This window comes from Rhodopirellula sp. J20-39, assembly GCF_057365095.1.
Map to the genome: position 1 here is coordinate 845478 of NZ_CP195123.1, position 20322 is coordinate 865799.

The following is a 20322-nucleotide window of genomic DNA, read 5'->3' on the forward strand; positions in this document are numbered from 1 at the left end:
TTGGCGTAAATCCCGCAGGATTAAACTTCGAGAAGTTCGTCGGCTTCTTCATCGCAGAGGGCTTCTTCGCCGTCATGGTCTTCATCAGCGACTAAGCCGAGAGTGTCGCACTGTTCGTCGGTGAGTTGGACGTAACCTAGCGAGCGGATGACTTCGAGGACTTCGCTGCAGGTAGGGAACATACGGCCGGAGCTTTGCTTGTAGTCGTCCATGGCTCGCATGAATTCAACTTCGTTTTCGCTGTAGTCGCGTTCGCAAGTGGTTGGATCGATATGTCGGCGGCGTTGTGCCTTGCGACGCGGTGGGTTGGTTCCCGGTGCCTTGGCCGCTGCTTCTTCATTGCGGCGTTCGTTGCGACGACGGTCAATGCTTACGATCTTTTCGTCGCGATCTGAAACGCTGGTCTTAACTTGGCTTTTCTTTTGAGCGGTAGTAGCAGGCATCTTATGTCCTCGTGCGAAGGGCGTATTTGCGATCTGGATTGGTAAGGAAAGACTCCATTCGATGGCCCTCGAAGACGTGTGACTTTCCCGCTTGAGGTCACCTTGGCGGTTAACCGGATTAGGAAGAGTTGCATTCTTGAGCCGTTAATATGTAGCACGGGGCAAGCATGCAGGTCGGACAGCCGGTAGACTTTATCTAGATCGCACGGACTTCCTGAGTGAAACCGTACCGACTGTAACGGTTGCAACAGTTGTTGCCTCAAAATGTGGATTCGAGAGGGCAAACGGAGTGATGTCTGGGGGCACGACGGACGACAACCGACCTTCTGATTCGCAATTCAGAAACGCCGCGAGCGACAGATCGGCGCGTTCCTCCCAGATTTCTTCCCAGACGCCTTCCTTTTCCGTGGCTCGCTACTTCCCGGGTGCGAAGCAGCTGCCGCAAACTCAGCCGCTTACCCTTCTGGCGGCAGCGGCGCTACTTGGCATCGCGATCGACCATTGGTTGTCGCCGCCAATTGCGCTATGGCTGGGCGGATGCGGATTGTCACTGCTGTGTTGGGTGGCTGCAGACCGGATTCCACGGCGAGCCGCGAAACGACCTATTCGTGGTTTTCGCGATGAGGGTGCCGCTAAGGTGAATCTGGGGCCCAACGGCAAAGTGCTTTTTGTGGGCATCGCACTGATGTGTTTGATGGCGATGCGACATCAAAGTTGTCGAAACGACTACGACCGTAACAGCCTGGCCAGTGTGTTCAGCGAGGTTGAAGAGCCGACCGTCTTGGTGGGCTTTGTGGATCAAGCGGTGCAGCTCCGCCGTGATCCAATTGATTCGCTGCCCGCGAGAAGCGGGAGGATGTCTGCTGGCGAGGCGAGCTACGAGACGATCTTGACGCTTGCCGTTGATACGGTCCGGCGTGGCAGTCAGGACGTTCCGATGACCGGTCGAGTGCGTGTGCGGGCCAGTGGCGACGCCTCCTACCTTCGACCAGGCGATCGCATCCGTGTGTTCGGTAAAATCTCGACGATGGAGAGTACTTCCAATCCCGGTCAACGAGATATGACCAGTTGGATGGTTCGCAACGGGTTGCACGCGACCGTCAAGGTGGAACGTGGAACGGAGTTAGAGCGACTGGATTCGCCATCTTGGAAGACACCCCAGCTCTGGTTGCATCGTAAGATCGCTGACCTGGCGGCGTCCGCACGAGCAGGAATCCTGCAGTACATCTCGCCCGAGCAACACGGTATCGCGTTGGCGTTAATCCTGGGACAGCGGGATCTACTGGAGCACACGACCTCGGAATCTTTGGTCGCAACGGGCACTGCTCACTTGTTGTCCGTCAGTGGGCTGCACTTGGGGATTCTGTTTGTGGTCGCTCGGTTAATTGCGGGGTGGATTCGATTGCCGATGGGAGCCCAGCTGATTTTCTTGGGGGTGGTGACGGTGTTTTACGTCGCGATCACCGGTGGTCGCCCGCCCGTTTTGCGAGCGGCGATCTTGTTGTCGACGATCATGCTTTCGATGGCTTTGGCTCGACCTCACCAGCCACTGAATTCCCTTTCGCTTGCTTTGCTGCTGTTGGCTTGGGCGATGCCGATGGAGGTTTTTGCGGTGGGCATGCAGTTGTCGTTTCTGGCGGTTGCGACTTTGCTGTCGTGTGGTCCCGCAAACCGCCGACAGCGTAATGCAACCAACCACGCGATCGAGTTGGAAGAGAACTTTGACGCGTTGGCTCAAAAGAGTTCGGGCCGGGCTCACCGTGTTTGGCAGCGGCTTGCATCGGGCATCCGCACCGCGCTTTGGTACAGCGGTTGTGTGACGATGACGACGCTGCCGTTGGTGTGGCATGCGTTTCACGTAGTTTCGCCGATTAGCGTTTTAGTGAACGTGATCTTGTCGCCCATGATGGTCGTCGCTTTATCCGCCGGTGTGGCGACCGTTTTGGCGGGTTGGTGCTGGGGGCCGCTGGGGGCGATTCCCGGTTATGTTTGCTCGGTAATGTTGTCATTAATGCGAGGCGTAATCGAATTCGCCCGGTCCATTCCTGGCGGCCATTTTTGGTTGCCGTCACCGCCATTGTTTTGGGTGGTGACCTACTACGTTGTGTTGGTGATTTTGATCGCGGTGCGTCCGAGAGGTCACCGGCGTTGGCCGATTGGGATTTGGTCACTGGTGTGGGTTGTGTCCGCGTGGTGGGTATCCACGACGCCAGCCAGTTTGCCACGCGATACTCTGGAGGCAACGTTCATTGATGTGGGTCATGGAACGGCAACCGTCTTACGGTCCAATCGTGATGAGGTCTGGCTTTACGATTGCGGCTGGCTGGGCAACTTCAAGCATCGCAGCCACAAAATCGATGAGGTGCTGTGGTCGATGGGGATCACCCGAATCGATGGCGTAATTTTGTCGCACGCTGACGCGGACCACTTCAACGCTTTGCCAGGATTGGCGACCCGTTTTTCTATCGGGAAATTGGTCACGCCGCCGAACATGCTTGATGGTGGTGGGCGTTCTCTCGAAATGGCTCGGCAAGCGATCCAGCGTTTGGACGTTCCCATTGCGGAAGTTGATCGCGACAATCCTTTGCCCACTGATTTGCGATCTGGCATTTGGAAGGACACCCGGGTTTTACATCCGCCTCGCGTGCCGATCGTGGGAAGCGACAACGCGAATTCGTTAGTCATGCTAATCAACCATGCCGGGCGGTCCTTATTGTTGCCGGGTGATCTGGAGCCACCTGGCACAGGAGAACTGACGTCGCTTCCACGCCCAGACCCTGGGGGCGTGATGATGGCACCGCACCACGGTAGCTTGCACATGGATGCCGATGCGGTCTTGCAATGGGCCAGGCCGACTGAAACCGTCGTTAGCGGCGGTAAGCGAGCCGCGGCTCCAGCGGTGGCTGAGATGCTATCGACGGTGGGCGGCGGCGTGCACGTGACCTCGCGGGTGGGCTGTATCCGGGTTCGTATCGCGAGCGATGGACAGGTTGAGATTCGCGAGTGGAAAACAGATCCTTGGTAGTAAGGGCGTTTTGCCCGCGGCCCGTTTTGACCAGCGGCTTGTTTTGTCAGCGGCTTGTTTTGTCAGTGCTTGTTTTGATTAGGGTGATTGAGGTGGTCCCTGTCATCGGGCTCACCCTGTGATACGATCTCGGGCATGAAAAACGAGCCTGCCAATACCGCATCGACTACCACGCCAAGTTGCCCCTCCGACCTTGCTGATGTTTGGGCTTGGTGGCGCGAGCAAATGCCGGTCGCCCAGCAATGGGCGTACTTCGACCACGCGGCGGTGGGGCCGCTGAGTGGGCCGGCGGCCGAGAGTCTTCGTCACTTCACCGAAATCGCGTCCCTGCATGGGGATGTTTATTGGATGGACTGGTCGCGGCGTGTGAACGCGTTGCGAGACATGACGGCGGAGATGATTCATTGCGAAGCCGACGAAGTCGCTCTGGTTCCGAACACGACGACTGGCATTAACTTTGTCGCCAACGGCTATCCATGGCAGGAAGGCGATAGCGTCGTTGTTCCCGAAGGAGAGTTCCCGAGCAACCTGTTCCCTTGGTTGCACTTGCAATCTCGGGGCGTCGAAGTTCGCATTGTTCCCCGCCGCGATGGTCAGGTGGTCGTGGAAGATCTAATGGCTCACGTGGATGCGACGACTAAGCTGATCGCGGTCAGTTGGGTTGGCTATGCGAGCGGATACCGCATCGATTTGAACGAGCTGGTTGATGCGGCTCACCAAGCCGGGGTGTTGGTGTTCGTTGATGCTATTCAGGGGTTGGGCATGTATCCGCTGGACTTGCGGACTTGCGATGTCGACTTTTTGTCGGCCGATGGACACAAATGGTTGCTGGGGCCCGAAGGAGCCGGCGTGGCGGTGATTCGCAAGCGGCATCTGGATCTGATCCGGTGCGAGAACGTGGGCTGGGCGAGCGTCCAAAATGCTCACCTCTTTTCAGGGGCGACGTTTGATCTGCGGAACGACGCCGCTCGTTTCGAGTGTGGCTCCGCCAACATGAGTGGTCTGATGTCGTTGGCTGCGTCGATGGAACTTTTCCAGAGTGTGAATCGGCAGCATGGTGATGCGGCCATTGGTGAACGGGTGGTCGAGCGTGCGTCGACCTTGCGTGGATTGCTTGCCGAACGCGGTGCCCGGTTGCTGTTCGACCATCAGCCCGCCGGCGTTCATGGATCGGGAATTGTCACCTTTGAAGTGCCCGGCGAGTCACCGACCGATTTCCGGTCGCGGGGTTTGGACAAGAATGTTGTCGTTAGTTGCCGAGGTGGAGGCATCCGAGCGAGCGTTCATGTTTACAATAGTGACGACGATCTCCGGCGACTGGCCGAATTGATTCCCGCTTGACCACCCAGGCTGCTCCTCTTGAATTCCGCAAATCAGAAACCTGCTGATCCCAAACCCGCTCAACCCAGTGCGGCAGTCTCCCCTGCCACAGTTGCTTCCGGACTGTCCAACCGGATCGCGGTTTATACCGGTTCGTTCGATCCGATCACCTCGGGGCATTTGCACATCATCCATCGTGCGGCCCAGTTGTTTGAAACGCTTGTGATCGGAATCGGGATCAACGCGGACAAACGGCCCATGTTCGATTCGTCGCAACGAGTCGACTTAGTTCTAGAGGTGACCAAGGATCTGCCCAACGTTCGCGTTGAAACCTTTGACACGTTGGCGGTTGATTTTGTGCGGTCCTTGGGTAGCGGCGTGATGGTCCGTGGTATTCGTCCGCTAACGGACATTGCGGGTGAGTTCACGATGATGATGGCTAACCATCAACTGGATCCTGCGATCGAAACGGTTTTTCTGATGGCGGACGAGCGTTTTGCACACGTCAGCAGTTCGTTGCTGAAACAGATCGCTGCGATTAGTGACGACGACGAGCATCTTGCTAAGTTTGTACCGCGAGCGATCATCCCCGCGTTGCGAGAGAGGCTGAAGGGCCGGTGAGCGGATGCCGAGTGAATTGACGACATCCAACATGAGCAACCGCAATAGTCAATCTCGTTTTGAAGACGTTCGTAGCGCCTTGCGCGAAGACCTGCCGCCGTGGGGTGTCTTGGTTTTCGAAAGTCATCATGCCAGTGAATTCACGATGCAGTGGCGGACCCATTCATTCGTGAAGGTGGTTTACATCTTGGAAGGATCAGGAAGGTTTGATGTTGGCAAGCACGAGTTCGAATTTGTTGCGGGTGACGTGATTTTCGTGCCGTCGCAGACTCGCAATCGAATCCGTGATAACCGAGATTCACCGGTCAGTCTGTATGCCGCATGCATTGCCGACCAAGTGCTGCAGTGCGACCCCACAACGTTGGACCATTGGGTTCCGCGGCATTTTTCGAAACTTCCCAGGTGTTCGCTCCCGATCGCATCGGTGTTGCGACGAATGGTTTTGACTCAGGACCAAGGATCAGCACGTTCATCCGGACGACAATCGATCGAAATGCTGACGGATGCTTGGCGACTGCTAAACCTAGTCGCCGAACAAGCCGATAAGCCACCCAAGAAGCAATCGATGCGATCGTCCAACGGTGATTCGCCGGAAACCCTGGTTTCTGCGGACATCGAGATCGTGCGACAGTACGCCGCGACGCTACGTACGCACTTTTTGGACGCGGACACCATCGATGCCGCTGCGGAAAACTGTGGTTTGTCGCGTCGCACGTTCACCCGTTTGTTTCGCGAGGTGACCGGCACCACCTGGTTGGGATATGTCCGACAAATCGCGATCGATCACGCATCCAAATTACTTCGAGAGACTGATTTGCCGATTTTGTCCGTGGCGTTTGAAGCTGGATTTTCAGATTTGTCCACGTTTTATCGCCAATTTACCCGCCGCATTGGCCAGTCACCGGCTTCCTACCGCGATTCCAGCCAGATGTCGAATCATGTTGCTGAGTCCTCGACAGAAGCCACCGCGACGTCAAAATAGGGCGATCGCAACGACACGTTTGCGATTCGCTCGTCTTCGAACGCCCTTTTCACCTTCAACGGATTGTCATCATGACCGCTGCTGCTGCGACAAAATTGCCCCTGCGAAACGAAGTCCCCGAAGCGGACTGCTGGGATCTCGCAAGTCTCTACGCATCCGAAGCGGATTGGCAAACCGATTTTGACAAGATCGCCGGTCAAGTCGATCGTTTCGAACTGTTCCAAGGTCGATTGGGTGAGTCGGTCGACACTCTATTGGAATTCTTGACCTTTGATCTGGAGTTTGATCGCGTTGCCGAGCGTCTGGGGACGTACGCGTTCTTGCGAACGGCCGAAGATCAAGGCGACAGCGATCACCAGGCTCGCAAATTGCGATTCCAGAACCTGGCCGTGAAGGCCGGTCAAGCGGCCAGCTTTGTGCGGCCTGAGTTGCTGGCGATCGAAACGGAAACGATGGATGCGTATCTCGCCGATCCCAAGCTGGCTGATTTCAAATTGCAGTTGGAACGGATCGTTCGCTACCGTCCCCACACATTGACCGATCGTGAAGAACGATTGTTGGCGATGCAGGGCGAGATGGCGGGCGCGGCCGGCAATGCATTTCGGCAACTCAACGACGCGGATTTGAAGTTCGGCGAATTGACCGATCACGAGGGACGAACAATTGAACTGGGCCACGCGACGTTAAGCCAGTTCTTGCAAAGTCCGAAGCGAGAAGTTCGCAAAGCTGCGTTTGATCAGTACTACGAAGTTTTTGACGATCACCGAAACACGCTCGCCGCTACCTTATCGGGAAGCATCCACCGGGACGTCTATTACGCTCGTGCACGCAACTACGAAAGCAGTCTGGAATCATCGTTATTCCACGACAACGTGCCTACGTCGGTTTATGACAATTTGATTTCGGCTGTCCGCGATTCCTTGCCAGCAGTGCATCATTATTTCGATGTTCGCCGCCGTAAGATGGGGTTGAGTGACATTCACCATTACGACACCTACGTGCCAATTCTTTCGGATGTCAGAAAGCACCACACCTGGGATCAGGCCGTTGAGGTGATTTTGGAGTCACTATCGCCCCTGGGTAGCGAGTATGTCGGAGCCCTCGAAACAGGCCTGCGTGGCCGCTGGTCGGATCGTTACCCGAACCGCGGAAAACAAAGCGGCGCGTTCAGTTGCGGATCGTTTGACGGCGACCCGTTCATCCTGATGAATTTCAAAGAAGAAGTGCTCAACGACGTCTTCACGCTGACCCATGAAGCGGGTCACTCGATGCACAGTTGGTATTCCGCGTCGCACCAGCCATTCCAGTACTACAACTACACGATCTTTGTTGCCGAAGTGGCCAGCACGTTCAATGAGCAATTGTTGACTCAGCATTTGCTAGAACGGGCCCAAGACGATACCGAACGTGCTTATCTGATCAATAACGAGCTCGATAGCTTGCGAGCCACGGTCGTGCGGCAAACCATGTTCGCGGAGTTCGAAAAGAAGACCCACGAGATGGCCGAAGCCGGAGAGCCACTGACGGTCGCGTCGATGCGGGCGGTCTACCGCGAGTTACTCGATGCGTACTTTGGTCCCGACTTCGCGGTCGATGAAGCGTTGGAATTGGAATGCTTCCGCATCCCCCACTTCTATCGTGCGTTTTACGTTTACAAGTACGCCACGGGTTTGAGTGCCGCAGTCGCGTTGAGCCGCCGTGTGCTTAGCGGCGGCCAAGCTGAGTTGGATGATTACCTCAACTTTTTGAAAGGCGGTTGCAGTCAAGATCCACTCGATTTGCTGCGAGGCGCGGGCGTCGATATGACTCAGCCCGAAGCGGTCAAAACGACTTTGGACCATTTTGCGGACCTGACCAAACAGCTCGACGATTTGCTGTAGACCGTCCTGTTCGAGAGCAACTTGCTCTAGGTCAGGAAGTTCATCCGACAAACCAGCCTCGACCTTTAATGGGTCGAGATTCAGTGGATTGGCTTTGACTGCATTAGAGCAATGACCTTAAAGTTTGCCGGATCTTTGGGATCTGTTCGAAGGGATCTTCTTTTTCCTCGTACTCCAGAACGATGTATCCGGCGTAATTGGCGTCCTTGAGGATCTGCACCACTCTTTTCAAGTCGGTGTCTTCCTTCACACAGTTGACCGGTATCTTCACTTTGACCTGAGCGTTGACAGTGTAGGGCGCTAGCTTCGCCAATTCGGCATACGGATCAGGTGTCGTATCGAGGTTTGCCGAATCCAGCGTGATGCCGAAATAGGGTGAAGTGACCGGCTTGGCGAAGCTTAGAAGCCGATCGATGTTGATCATCGAATCATGGTTTTCCAGGCCCAGGATCACACCTCGTTTTTCGGCATAGTCCAGGGCGTCATGGAGGTTGTGAGTCAGATTTTTATGAATCTGTTTTTCGGTCGCTCCTGCTGGACCTTTGCCGCCAGCAAAGACGCGAATGACTGGGGCGCCTAGGTCGGCGTAGTGATCGATCCAGGTTTGCGTGTACTGCAATTGATGTTTGGCTTCGTCACTGCCGGGATCAAAGCGAAAGTTATTACCAATTGCTCCACCGGAGATATCCAGTCCTAGGATATGAGCTCGCCGCTTCACCTGGTTCATGAAACTGCGGTCGGCATCGGGCGGGAAAAAGTAGGCGGTCAATTCAACTGCATCGAACTGTTCCCGTGCTGAATACTCGAGAAAATCGAGGATGCCCATCTTCCCCTGAGTCCGCTTTCCCTTGAACCAGGTCATTTCACTCTTCAGTGAATATGCCGCCAAGCTGACGCCTTTAATTCTTGGGTTGATCCTTTGGAGAGGTTCCAGAGCCGATGAACTGGCCGTACATCCCAAAGCGGATGTGAGGACGAGGAAGCTTCTTCGGTGCATTGTGTGTGTCCTCAATCGTTGGATGTTGGTGCCGAAGAAGTTTAGCAGATCAAGGAGTAAGACCGTCGGACTGAGATCGTCCCTGAGTCGCGCTGCCGAGTCGATCTTGAAGGCGTCATGCGATCTGCTTCTCGCCGTGTCAATCGAAGCGATCGGACTTGCTGGAAAGAAGCAATTCCGGCGGGCCATCGCTTCAGCGGGGGGCAAATTGGTCTGTCCCGCTCGTGTTATGCCTCCAACGACGTCTGTATTGACGTTTTGCTGTGGTTCGCGTTTTTACGCTGTATTGAGCCATGGTGAACGCAGGCTTAGGGCCGATACACACGGATATGCCTGGATGCAGGCGTTTCCCCTTGCGGATTTTGCCCAAAGTGTCCACAATCCCCGCTCGAATTTTCTGACTTTAGGTAGAAACGCACCCGAATCAATGTCGATTCCGGTGCCGGATTCCACCGCCCACCGTCACTTTTGAAAGATCTCCATGGGACGTTACACTGGCCCTAAAGCCCGTATTAACCGGCGTTTAGGAACTTTACTTTACGAAACATCGGGTGCTGCCCGCGCTCTTGATCGCCGCAACACACCGCCAGGGATGCACACCCGCGGACGACGTCCAAGTAACTACGGCTTGGCGTTGATGGAAAAGCAAAAAATCAAGCACTATTACGGTTTGGGCGAACGTCAACTTCGTCGTTACTTTGATTTGGTTGGCCGTAAGTCCGGTAACACCGGTGAATTGCTGCTTTTGATGTGTGAGCGTCGTTTGGACAACGTGGTTCGCCGCGTCGGTTTCACCAAGACTCGCCCACAAGCACGTCAAGGCATCGTGCACGGTCACTTCTGCGTCAATGGCGTGAAGGTCACCAAGCCAGGCTACATGCTGCGTACTGGCGATATCGTCGAAGTTCGTGGTCGCGAAAACCTGAAGAACCTTTACCGTGGCGTGATCGCTAACTCCCCACCAGACGGACTTGATTGGGTTTCGTTTGACAGCGAAGGCCTGCGAGCAACGGTCTTGAGCCTGCCCAGTGCTGTCGATATCAGTCTTCCCGTCGACGCTAACAGCGTTGTGGAATTCTTGTCCCGATAATCGCTTTCGAAGCATTCTCATACGGCTCGGTTCATTTAGAATCGGGCCGTCTTCGTTTGTGGACCCAACTTTTGGCAAGTTGCCGCCACTTTTGAAATCGCCTCAACTTCTAATTACGAATTAACCATGCACGCTTCAGTCGTTGTTCTCGGTGGTGGTCCTGGTGGCTATGCCGCTGCTTTCTTGGCCGCCGACGAAGGTTTGGACGTTGCGATCGTCGAAGCCGAACCTCGTCTGGGTGGGACCTGCCTGTTGCGAGGCTGTATCCCCAGCAAGGCTTTGTTGCACGTTGCCAAAGTCATCGGCGAAGTCGACGAACTGAAAAAGGAATGGGGCGTCGAGTACGCTGGCGAACCTTCGATCAACATCGATACCGTTCGGGCTCGTAAAGACAAGGTCATCTCGAACCTAACCGGCGGACTTGGCAATCTTGCGAAGCGACGGGGCGTGAAGGTGATCCAGGCCCGTGGAACCTTTGCCAGTTCAGGCGAAATCAAACTGGAAGGCGATCACGAGTCGATTCCCGAAGGTAAGTCGATCACGTTTGACCACTGCATTTTGGCGACCGGCAGTGTTCCAGCGATGCCGCCTGCGTTCGACATCGGCAGCGACCGAGTGATGGACAGCACCGGGGCGTTGAACCTGAAAGATATTCCCGAAACCCTGTTGGTAATCGGTGGTGGGTACATCGGTTTGGAAATGGGGTCGGTTTACGCTGCTTTGGGTTCCAAAGTGAGCGTTGTTGAACTTGCCGAAGGCTTGCTTCCCGGTGCGGACCGTGACCTTGTCAAACCACTCGCTAAGAAAATCGACGCCCTGTGTGAAGGTCGCGTTTTCTTGAACACGAAGGTCGGATCGATTGGCGCGGTTGATGAAAAGATCGAAGTGACTTTTGAAGGCCCAGGCAAATTCGGACATGAGCAGTTTGACCGCGTGTTGGTCAGCGTTGGTCGTCGTCCGGTGACCCGCGGACTCGGCTTGGAAAATACTCAAGTCGTTGTCAACGATCGCGGGTTTGTGGTTTGCGATGCACAACAACGCACCGCGGATCCAAAGATCTTTGCGATTGGTGACGTGGCGGGCGATCCCATGCTCGCTCACAAGGCAACTCACGAAGGCCGCGTTGCCGCGGAAGTCATCGCGGGCAAGTCGGCGGAATTCGACAAGATCGCTATCCCAGCGGTCGTGTTCACCGATCCCGAGATTGCTTGGGCCGGTTTGACTGAGGAAGAGGCGAAGCGTGATGGTCGTGAAGTCACCGTCAGCATGTATCCCTGGGCGGCCAGCGGTCGTGCCCAAGCACTGGACATTACCAACGGTTTGACCAAATGGCTGGTGGATCCCAAGACGAACCGAGTACTTGGTTGTGGCATCGTTGGTAGTGGTGCGGGCGAGTTGATCGCTGAAGCGGCTCTGGCCATCGAGATGGGTTGCGAAGTGGCTGACATCACCGAAACCGTTCACGCACACCCCACGTTGAGCGAAACATTGATGAACGCAGGTGAGGTCTACTTTGGTACCGCAACGGAAATCTATAAGCCAAAGAAGAAAAGCTAACGGAAGTTACTGACACCCTTCGTTTCAATTCATAAAAAGGTCGACCTCATTGAGGCCGGCCTTTTTTAGTGTCTCCACGCGAGACAAAACGTGCTCATTTCGCTACTTGGGGCGACTCCGTAAAACGCTGTAAATCGGCAGATTCGGCACAACCGCCAGAGCGTACGTGATCCTCTAAAAGTACCACACAAATGGGTGGACAAACGTGGAACCATTGTTGGAGCAAAGTAGCTTCTTCTAACTAGCTAACCCTTCCAACTGGTTGGTGGACGTAAATGAACGTCCGCCCTTTCACCCTCTCTTTAAGGTTCTTTCTGTGAAGAAGATGTTCTTATCGACCACGTTTGCCCTTGTCGCGGCAACTTGTGGCCAATCCGTCCAAGCTCAATGCTGTGGCGACGCTGCTCCTGCTCCTGTTGCCGCACCATGCGGCGGATGCACCGACACCCTCGCGGGTGCTAGCGCTGCCGGTAGCGTTGTTGCTGATGGTGCTGGCTGTGGCCCAGCGATGACGACTCAAACCGTCATGGTTCCACAACAAGTTACCGAGACCAAAATGGTCACTGTGACTGAAATGAAGCAAGAAACGCGTCAGCGTTCTTACACCGTTACCAAGTGCGTTCCACGTACTGAAACTCGTACGCGTACGGTAACCAAGTCGGTTCCACGTACAGAAACCAAGACTGAAAACTACACCGTCATGGTTCCTTCGACCAAAACGGAATCGTACACCGTTCAAGTTCCTGTCACGACTCAAGTCGCTCAGGAATACACTGTCATGGTTCCTAAGACGTCGACTGTTGAAGAACAGTACAGCGTTCAAGTTCCTGTTACGACTCAAGTAGAAGTGCCATACACCGTTTCGGTTCCCTACAAGGAAACCGCGACTCGCACTTACACCGTCAACGTTCCTTACACCGAAATGGTCGCGCAAAACTACACCGTTTGCGTCCCTCACACGGTTAACGTTGAACGATCGTACCGCGTTCGTGTTCCTTATACCGAACAAGTTTCGCAAACCTACAGCGTTTCGGTTCCTTACACCGAAACCAAGGAAGTTAGCTACACCGTTAACGTTCCTTACACCGAAACCATGACTGCAACCAAAACGGTTTGCCAACGCGTACCGGTAACAAAGTACCGCACCGTTAGCAAAGACATGGGCAGCTACCAGTGCGTCACCGAAGAAGTTCCAGCCGCTAGCGGTTGTGGCTCTTCGAGCTGTGGCGGATGTGGAAGCTGTGGTTGCTGCAGCAACTCATGTGGTTGTGGCGATAGCTGTGGATCATGCGGCGGTGGTTGCACGACTACTGTAACTAAGAAGGTTTGGGTTCCTAACGTGGTGAGCGAGCAAGTTGCATACACCGCTTACACCACGCAAAGCGTTGAGCAGCCTTACACATACACCGTGAACAAGAGCCGCTGCGAAACCCGTACTCGTACGGTTAACGTGACTAAGTGCCGTAGCGAAACTCGTACTCGCATGGTCAACGTTCGTAAGTGCCGCACTGAAGTTCGCACCAAGAGCGTGCCTGTGACCAAGTACACTCGCGAAACTCGCACTCGTATGGTTCCCGTTCGTCGTTGCCGCCAAGAGCAACGCACGCAAGAGTACCAAGTTTGCAAGACTCGCACCGAACAACGTACCCGCACCGAATCGCGTACTAGCTACACAACGGAAGCACGTACTCGTACGAAGCAAGTGTGCAGCCAAGTTGCTGAAACTCGTACTCGTATGGTTCCACAAACCACGATGACGACTGAAACTCGTGAGCGTAACGTTACGGTTATGGTTCCAGAGCAAAAGACTCGTACCTACAACGTAACCGTCATGGAACAAGTTCAAGAAGAAGTTCCTTACACCGTTACCGTCATGGACCGAGTTCCTGAAACCAAGACCGAAGACTACACCGTTTGCGTGCCAGTTCAGGTTGAAAAAGAAGTTCAAGTCACCAAGACCATCATGGTTCCTCAAACGGTTGAAGTTCCCGTCCAAAGCGGATGTGGATCGTCGACTGCTGGTGCTGCTGCCGGTTCGAGCCAAAGTGGCTGCGGATGTGGCGAAGCAGTATCGAGCGACTGTGGTTGCGGTTGTGGCTGCTAGATAGCCTGAAGCCATCTGGCTTCTCTCTAAGCTAATTCTCGAACGCCGGTCTCAATGAGGCCGGCGTTTTTATTGCGCTGTACAGAAACCGAAGTTAGCCGATTGGTTTGTCAGTTGACTCGCCAGTTAATTCGCCGGTTGATGCGGCCGTGTGCAGCATTGCAGCGCCTGGCTTAGGCCAGGATTTCGCGAACGACGCGGCTCTCCTCGACGCCAGTGATTTTCTGGTCGAGGCCTTGGAAGGGATAAGAGAATCGCTCGTGATCGATCCCAAGTTGATCGAGAATGGTCGCGTTGAGATCACGGATGTGAACTGGGTTTTCAACAACGTTGTAGCTGAACTCGTCCGTCTCGCCGTGGACGACGCCACGCTTAATTCCCGCACCCGCCATCCAAATGGAAAAGCATTTTGGGTGGTGGTCCCGGCCGTAGTTTGACTTGGATAGCTTTCCCTGGCAGTAGATCGTGCGTCCGAATTCGCCACCCCAAACAACGAGCGTGTCATCGAGAAGGCCGCGTTGTTTCAGGTCCGTCAGCAGGCCGGCTGAGGGTTGATCGACGTCGCGGCACTGATTTGGAAGATCTTTGGGAAGGACCGTGTGTTGGTCCCAGCCGCGGTGGAAAATTTGGGTGAAGCGGACACCGCGTTCCGCCATTCGTCGTGCCATTAAACAGCAATTGGCGTAGGTTCCCGGTTTCAGCACGTCGGGACCATACAGGTCGAGTACGTGTTGTGGCTCGCCGCTAAGATCGGTCAGTTCCGGAACGCTCGTTTGCATCCGGAATGCCATCTCGTACTGGGCGATGCGTGCATCCGTTTCCGGATCCCGAATCCGTTTGAACGTTTCCTGGTTCAGTGCGGCCAAGGAATCAAGCATTCGTCGACGAACCGTCGCATCAATTCCCTTGGGGTTGGATAAATATAGTACCGGATCACCGGAGCTTCGCAGTGCAACGCCTTGATACTTACTGGGTAAAAATCCGCTTCCCCACAAACGATTGTAAAGAGCTTGGGCTTCCTTGCGTCCGCTCCAAGAAGCCGTCATCACGACAAAGGCGGGGAGGTCTTCGTTTTCGGTGCCCAGACCATAGCTCAGCCATGATCCCAAGGATGCTTTGCCGGGTAGTTGATTACCGGTGCAGATGTAGGTGATCGCGGGGTCATGGTTGATCGCTTCGGTCCACATGGATTTCACCAACGCGATCTCGTCGACTTTGCCCGCCATGTGCGGGATTAGCTCGCTTGCCATCGTTCCGTTTTGCCCATGGGGCGAAAACGAGTAGATGCTTGGTGCAATCGGGAAACGAGCTTGACCGCTGGTCATTGTCGTTAAGCGTTGCCCCTGACGAATGGTTTCGGGAAGGTCTTTGTCAAACCATTCCCCCATCGCTGGTTTGTGATCCCACATATCCATCTGGCTAGGGGCACCCGCCATGAACAAATAGATCGCTCGCTTTGCCGCCGGTTCGTGGTGGGGTAAACCAGGTTGCCCAGTAACGTGAGATTCGGTCGTCGATGACGTTGCAGCCGATGTCGCGGTGATATCATCTTGCCCAAGCAATCGCGTTTTGCTTTCGAGGGAAGCAAGAGCGGCTGCACCCAACCCGGCACTTGCTTTGGAAAACAGAGATCGCCGGGAAAGTTCGGAAAGACGAGTTTGGACCTCCGCCGCATTCAAGAATGATGAACGGTTCATTTGCAGACCACCTCGTCCAGGTTCAGTAGCGTATTAGCGACAATGGTCCACGCGGCCAAGTCGGCATCGCTGTTGCCACACAAGGCAGCGGATTGATCAAGGTTGTTCGAGTAGTAGCTGGTTAAATCAGCGACCAAATCTGTCAACGTTGTCAGTTCGCTGGGCGTAACCTTTCGCAGTGTCACAGTTTTAAACAAATGCTGAAGTCGTAGGTGAGTGTCATTCTCAGCCGCCAGCGTGTTGGTTGCCAGTTGCTTGGAAGCTTCCAGCGTTTGAGGCTCGTTTAGTAATAGCAGTGCTTGAAGCGGCGTGTTGGTTCTTTCTCGCCGCGCCGTGCAAGACTCGCGGCTGGGTGCATCAAAGGTTGACATGACTGCCGGCGCACTGGTCCGTTTCCAAAACGTATAGACACTTCGGCGGTGAACCTTATCTCCTTCGTCAGGGACGAAAGTCGCCGTGTTGCTGCTGGTGTAACCCACCGCGGCCCATAGTCCAGCCGGTTGAGGCGGCTTCACGCTGGGCCCACCTCGTTGATCGACCATCAAACCCGAAACCGCTAGCATCTGGTCTCTCAACACTTCGGCGTCTAGACGAAAACGTGGGCCGCGAGCAAGTAGGCGGTTATTGGGATCGACTTCCAGCATGTGAGCCGTGGCTTGGTTGTCGCGGCGATAGGCATCGGTCATCACCAACCGCTTCATTAACGCTTTCACGTCCCATCCGCTCTCGCGAAAATCAATGGCTAATTCGTCAAGTAATTCCGGGTGCGACGGCGGCGAACCTTGGCTACCGAAATCCTCGCTTGTTTTGACCAAGCCAGTGCCGAAGAGTTGTTGCCAAAAGCGATTGACAGCGACCCGAGCTGTTAGTGGGTTTTCTGCATCGGTTAACCACTGCGCCAGACCAAGTCGATCTCGAGGTGCGGAGGAAGCCAGCGGTGGGAGGAAACTAGGAGTTTGTCGTTCGACCTTTTCGCCAGGGGCGTCGTACTGGCCTCTTTGCAAAATAAAGGCGTCACGCGGTTGATCGGTTTCCTTCCAAACCAAAGTCGTGGGGACTTCTTTAAGCAACTCTTTTTCGAACTTCAGCATTCCATTTCGCATGTCCTGCAACGCAAGCCAAGCGGGGGTGTCACAAATGGCGGCCCGATAGAATGTTTGAACGATTTTCGCTTGATCCGCGTTTTGTTGATCAACCGGGATGTCGGCAAGGATGCGCAATTCAGCCAAAACGCGGTTAGGCAATTCGACGTGTTTCGACTGGAAGGCATAAGCCAATCGTCCACCGTTCGTGTTGCTTTGCCCGGTACGTTTGTTTGGGACGGACTGCTCATCGAGATGATGAATCGTTTGGATGAACAGATGGTTGTCGCCTTCGACAAGATTCAACGAATAGGACTGCGGCAAGCTGCCAAGGTCCCTTGGTCCTTTCTTGGAGCCGACCTTTTTGCCGTTGAAATACACAACGTGACCTTCATCGCTGCCGACCAACAGATCCACCTGCTGGGCAACCTGACTATGCACCGTTTGATGCATGATCGTTACGGACGGCTGGTTGCTATTATGGCCTAGACGACCGACTAAGATCGGTGCCACATCGTCTCGTAGTCGCCATGGATAGTCTTGGTCTCGGTGTCGTATCAGCGACTGCGGGTCAAATTTTGGTTTGTGCTCGCCGCCGAGCTTTTTGCCATAGGCAGCATCAACATCATCAATGGGAAATGGTCCCGCCGTGTGGACGTCGCTCAATTCGATTCGTTGCCAAGCAATGTCCTGGTCGGATGCGTCGAGTAAACGAAAGCGAACGCTCCGCAATAGATGATGAACGTGCATCGTTTGGTAACTCAATCGAATCCGCAACCGCTCCGTCGATTCAGAAGACTCAACGCCGGTGGATGTTTCTAGTTGATCGGTGACGTCTGACTTTTCGGTGATGATCAGTGGTTCGGCAAATCGGAACTCAGCGAATCGCCGGCCAGGTGATTGGTGTCCGCCAACGGCCCACCCTTCGGTTTCATTAACGATACCGTCGAAAGCTTTCTCGATCGCGAAACCGGCTTCGTTTTGCTGGACGCTAGCCGATCCCGATTGGATCGGAATGTCCGTCCAAGCATCTGAGTCGAGAGTGGTGTGCTGGATAGTGATTTCGCTAAGTACGGCGTTCCCGTTATCCGCAGCGCCGACCCGGGGGTGTTCTTTGTCGGTGGTTGCTTGCAATTCCAGTGCATGCCAGTTTCCTGGGGGTACCGGAAGCAAGATCTCGATGACGTCCTTTGCTGCAGGCTCGCTGACAATGACATCGTCACCCACGATCGCCACCATCGAATCCCCTTGGCTCTTGGCTTCGATAGGATGGAGGTTCACCGTCAATCGCTTCGGTAAAGGTCCTAGTGATCGTTGCCATTGTCGCTGGGCGGTGTCGACTTCTTTAATTGGCCCCTGTGCTTCTTCGCCAAGTCGCTTGATCTCTGATCGAACTTCGTTCAGTTCATCAAGTTGTTGCGCTGAAGGGACGGAAACGATCGGCGCGTGATCCTTCTTGTTCCCATCCAACGCACGGGCATCGAGTGAATTGAAGAACGCAGAAAGAGCAAAGTAATCTTTCTGGGTAATTGGATCGAACTTGTGATCGTGGCAAACTGCACATCCCGTGGTCAGTGCTAAGAACACGGTGCCAAACGCATCGGTTCGATCAATCACGTTACGTGCAAACACCTCGGCGTAGATAGAACCGCCTTCGTTAGTGGTGACGTTCAGCCGATTGAAACCGCTGGCAATTTTTTGTTCGAGAGTGGCGTTGGGTAGCAGATCACCGGCGACTTGTTCGGTGATGAATTCATCAAACGGCTTGTTGTCATTGAACGCTTTGATGACCCAGTCACGGTAGAGCCACATTTCGCGATAGTTATCAAAATGCATACCGTGAGTGTCGGCATAGCGAACAAGATCAAGCCAATACCGCCCCATGTGCTCGCCGTATGCAGGTGAACGCAATAGGCGGTCCACCAAGGCTTCGTAGGCACCGGGGGAGTTGTCGTTGACGAACGACTGAACGTCGGCCCATGTTGGTGGCAATCCAGTCAGATCCAAGGTAACGCGGCGCGCTAACGTGTAGCGGTCCGCGGGACCATTGAGTTGTAGTCCTTGCTGGGTGACCGCTTGGTTGATCCACCTGTCAATTCGGTCCGACGTTTCAGTTGTCGGTGATCCAGAAGACACACCGCTCGGAGTTTTGGATTCGGGTCCGAGGTTGCTTCGTATTGGAGGAACGAACGCCCAGTGATCTTCGAAGCCCGCACCCGCTTTGACCCACGTTTCGATCAAGCGGATTGCTTGAGGCTTGAGCGGTTTGTGATAGTCCGGCGGTGGCATGACCGTGTCAGGGTCGGTAGAGCGGATTCGCTCCAGAATTGAACTGTCCGTCCAGTCACCGCGATCGACAACTGCATCAATGCCTTCGGCGGTATCGAGGCGAACATCCGCTTGTCGCTCTTGTGCATCAGGACCGTGGCAGGCAAAGCAGTGGTCCGACAGCAACGGGCGGATATCTCGCCGGAAATCAATACTGAGATCGGTCGATGGAGCCGTGGCGAGTTCCGTCGATGACGTTGACTTTACGGCCGCAATAGCCACTCGGGTCGAGTTGACCTCAACGGTGGCTTTCTCCTCTGCAATGGCGGTAGCGCCGACCAACGAAAACACGTAAACGAGAAATCTCGCCATCTTCAGTTTGTGGTCGGCCAATTGCATGGGGATTACTCCAGACGCCCAGCGGCCCAAAGCATTCCTCGGGTCAGCGTTTCAAGATAAATGTCATCGCCAAAGGTATCGCGTGAATGTCCGTAGGTGGTTCCGAAGACGCGAGCATCACCGTACTGATTGGTCCAAAAGACAGGATGGGTATCACCGGTTTTTTCGCTCTTCGATGTTGCCAATACGGTGGTATTGGGCCACACCTTTTCGATCACGTAGAGCTCATCCATCGGCGTTTTGTAGGCTTCGGGAAAATCTCGCATGATGGGGTGTTCCGCTTTGGCGATCGTGACACCGTAGTGAGCTTGATGTTCATGGCGACGACTGGTCACGCCAAGGAATTCTCGCCAGTCGTCAATTTCCGCGTTGCGGTAGGTATGCATAGCACAGTGAATCACAACGGCCGGGACGCCAGCTTTATGTGCACTGGTGATACTGCGGATGTATTCCGGGTTGGCAGTCTTGGCAAAGCACTCGTTGTGGACAACGACGTCAAAGCCCTTTGCCCAATCTTTCGAACTGTAGAAATCGATTTCCGCGTCGGTGCCCTTCCCGCCATCGTTAACAACTGTCCAAGCGGCTTTGATCCCCGCCTTTTCAGTTGCCAATTGGATCGCCTTGGCTTGGAAGTCATAGTCGTGGCAACAGCCGCTCGTGATCAACAAGATATTTAGAGGCTTTGCTTCTTCGGCGTGTCCGTTAACGGTGAAAGCGGTGGTACACACCGCAATGGCAGTGAATGCGAAGAAGCGAGTAAGCAAGTTGATCATCAATTGGGTTCTCTGAAGTGGGACTCGTAGACGCAAAAAAGCCGATCACGATTGTGATCGGCTTTGCGGGTGATTGGAAGACGA

Annotated in this window: 13 protein-coding genes; 8 read left to right on the plus strand and 5 right to left on the minus strand. The window is 54.6% G+C overall.

Annotated features, from left to right (window positions below; translation table 11 throughout):
• Positions 1 to 20 precede the first annotated feature (20 nt).
• Positions 21 to 443, minus strand: coding sequence for a hypothetical protein (locus ACR3ZL_RS02810; RefSeq protein WP_473649399.1), 423 nt, complete (start codon positions 441 to 443; stop codon positions 21 to 23).
• Between the two features lie 406 nt (positions 444 to 849).
• On the opposite strand from ACR3ZL_RS02810, the gene ACR3ZL_RS02815 reads away from it, so the two are divergent.
• From ACR3ZL_RS02815 to pepF, 5 genes are all read left to right on the plus strand, one after another.
• Positions 850 to 3468, plus strand: a complete 2619-nt coding sequence (locus tag ACR3ZL_RS02815; RefSeq protein ID WP_473649398.1) for a ComEC/Rec2 family competence protein — start codon at positions 850 to 852, stop codon at positions 3466 to 3468.
• Positions 3469 to 3603: 135 nt separating this feature from the next.
• Positions 3604 to 4809, plus strand: coding sequence for an aminotransferase class V-fold PLP-dependent enzyme (locus tag ACR3ZL_RS02820; protein WP_473649397.1), 1206 nt, complete (start codon positions 3604 to 3606; stop codon positions 4807 to 4809).
• A 102-nt stretch (positions 4810 to 4911) separates the two neighbouring features.
• Positions 4912 to 5409, plus strand: coding sequence for a pantetheine-phosphate adenylyltransferase (gene coaD, locus ACR3ZL_RS02825; protein ID WP_473653424.1), 498 nt, complete (start codon positions 4912 to 4914; stop codon positions 5407 to 5409).
• Between the two features lie 31 nt (positions 5410 to 5440).
• Positions 5441 to 6391, plus strand: a complete 951-nt coding sequence (locus ACR3ZL_RS02830) for a cupin domain-containing protein (protein ID WP_473649396.1) — start codon at positions 5441 to 5443, stop codon at positions 6389 to 6391.
• A 71-nt stretch (positions 6392 to 6462) separates the two neighbouring features.
• Positions 6463 to 8271, plus strand: coding sequence for an oligoendopeptidase F (gene pepF, locus ACR3ZL_RS02835; RefSeq protein ID WP_473649395.1), 1809 nt, complete (start codon positions 6463 to 6465; stop codon positions 8269 to 8271).
• A 103-nt stretch (positions 8272 to 8374) separates the two neighbouring features.
• Here the strand turns inward: pepF and ACR3ZL_RS02840 are convergent, their stop codons facing one another.
• Positions 8375 to 9133, minus strand: a complete 759-nt coding sequence (locus ACR3ZL_RS02840) for a sugar phosphate isomerase/epimerase family protein (protein ID WP_473649394.1) — start codon at positions 9131 to 9133, stop codon at positions 8375 to 8377.
• A 616-nt stretch (positions 9134 to 9749) separates the two neighbouring features.
• On the opposite strand from ACR3ZL_RS02840, the gene rpsD reads away from it, so the two are divergent.
• From rpsD to ACR3ZL_RS02855, 3 genes are all read left to right on the plus strand, one after another.
• Entirely contained in the window at positions 9750 to 10358 is a 609-nt protein-coding gene (gene rpsD / locus ACR3ZL_RS02845) for a 30S ribosomal protein S4 (protein ID WP_473649393.1), read from the plus strand.
• Positions 10359 to 10484: 126 nt separating this feature from the next.
• Complete coding sequence (gene lpdA, locus ACR3ZL_RS02850) at positions 10485 to 11915, plus strand: dihydrolipoyl dehydrogenase (protein ID WP_473649392.1); 1431 nt, start codon at positions 10485 to 10487, stop codon at positions 11913 to 11915.
• Positions 11916 to 12231: 316 nt separating this feature from the next.
• Entirely contained in the window at positions 12232 to 14019 is a 1788-nt protein-coding gene (locus tag ACR3ZL_RS02855; protein WP_473649391.1) for a hypothetical protein, read from the plus strand.
• 173 nt (positions 14020 to 14192) lie between these two features.
• Here the strand turns inward: ACR3ZL_RS02855 and ACR3ZL_RS02860 are convergent, their stop codons facing one another.
• Genes ACR3ZL_RS02860 through ACR3ZL_RS02870 form a run of 3 tightly spaced genes read right to left on the minus strand, consistent with a single transcriptional unit; the run spans position 14193 to position 20238 of the window.
• Complete coding sequence (locus ACR3ZL_RS02860) at positions 14193 to 15716, minus strand: DUF1501 domain-containing protein (protein ID WP_473649390.1); 1524 nt, start codon at positions 15714 to 15716, stop codon at positions 14193 to 14195.
• A complete protein-coding gene (locus ACR3ZL_RS02865) occupies positions 15713 to 19465 on the minus strand; it encodes a DUF1553 domain-containing protein (RefSeq protein WP_473649389.1) in 3753 nt (1250 codons plus the stop codon). Before ACR3ZL_RS02865 ends, ACR3ZL_RS02860 begins: the two co-directional genes overlap by 4 nt.
• A gap of 5 nt (positions 19466 to 19470) precedes the next feature.
• Positions 19471 to 20238: a ThuA domain-containing protein gene (locus ACR3ZL_RS02870; protein ID WP_473649388.1), complete on the minus strand. Its 768-nt coding sequence runs from the start codon at positions 20236 to 20238 to the stop codon at positions 19471 to 19473.
• Between the last annotated feature and the right edge of the window lie 84 nt (positions 20239 to 20322).

What these genes read in the sequence shown, in the direction of transcription:
- ACR3ZL_RS02860 (WP_473649390.1), bottom strand. Translation starts at nt 15,716, where the DNA reads ATGAACCGTTCATCATTCTTGAATGCGGCGGAGGTCCAAACTCGTCTT.
- ACR3ZL_RS02865 (WP_473649389.1), bottom strand. Translation starts at nt 19,465, where the DNA reads ATGCAATTGGCCGACCACAAACTGAAGATGGCGAGATTTCTCGTTTAC.
- ACR3ZL_RS02820 (WP_473649397.1), top strand. Translation starts at nt 3,604, where the DNA reads ATGAAAAACGAGCCTGCCAATACCGCATCGACTACCACGCCAAGTTGC.
- pepF (WP_473649395.1), top strand. Translation starts at nt 6,463, where the DNA reads ATGACCGCTGCTGCTGCGACAAAATTGCCCCTGCGAAACGAAGTCCCC.
- ACR3ZL_RS02810 (WP_473649399.1), bottom strand. Translation starts at nt 443, where the DNA reads ATGCCTGCTACTACCGCTCAAAAGAAAAGCCAAGTTAAGACCAGCGTT.
- ACR3ZL_RS02870 (WP_473649388.1), bottom strand. Translation starts at nt 20,238, where the DNA reads ATGATCAACTTGCTTACTCGCTTCTTCGCATTCACTGCCATTGCGGTG.
- ACR3ZL_RS02830 (WP_473649396.1), top strand. Translation starts at nt 5,441, where the DNA reads ATGAGCAACCGCAATAGTCAATCTCGTTTTGAAGACGTTCGTAGCGCC.
- lpdA (WP_473649392.1), top strand. Translation starts at nt 10,485, where the DNA reads ATGCACGCTTCAGTCGTTGTTCTCGGTGGTGGTCCTGGTGGCTATGCC.
- ACR3ZL_RS02840 (WP_473649394.1), bottom strand. Translation starts at nt 9,133, where the DNA reads ATGACCTGGTTCAAGGGAAAGCGGACTCAGGGGAAGATGGGCATCCTC.
- rpsD (WP_473649393.1), top strand. Translation starts at nt 9,750, where the DNA reads ATGGGACGTTACACTGGCCCTAAAGCCCGTATTAACCGGCGTTTAGGA.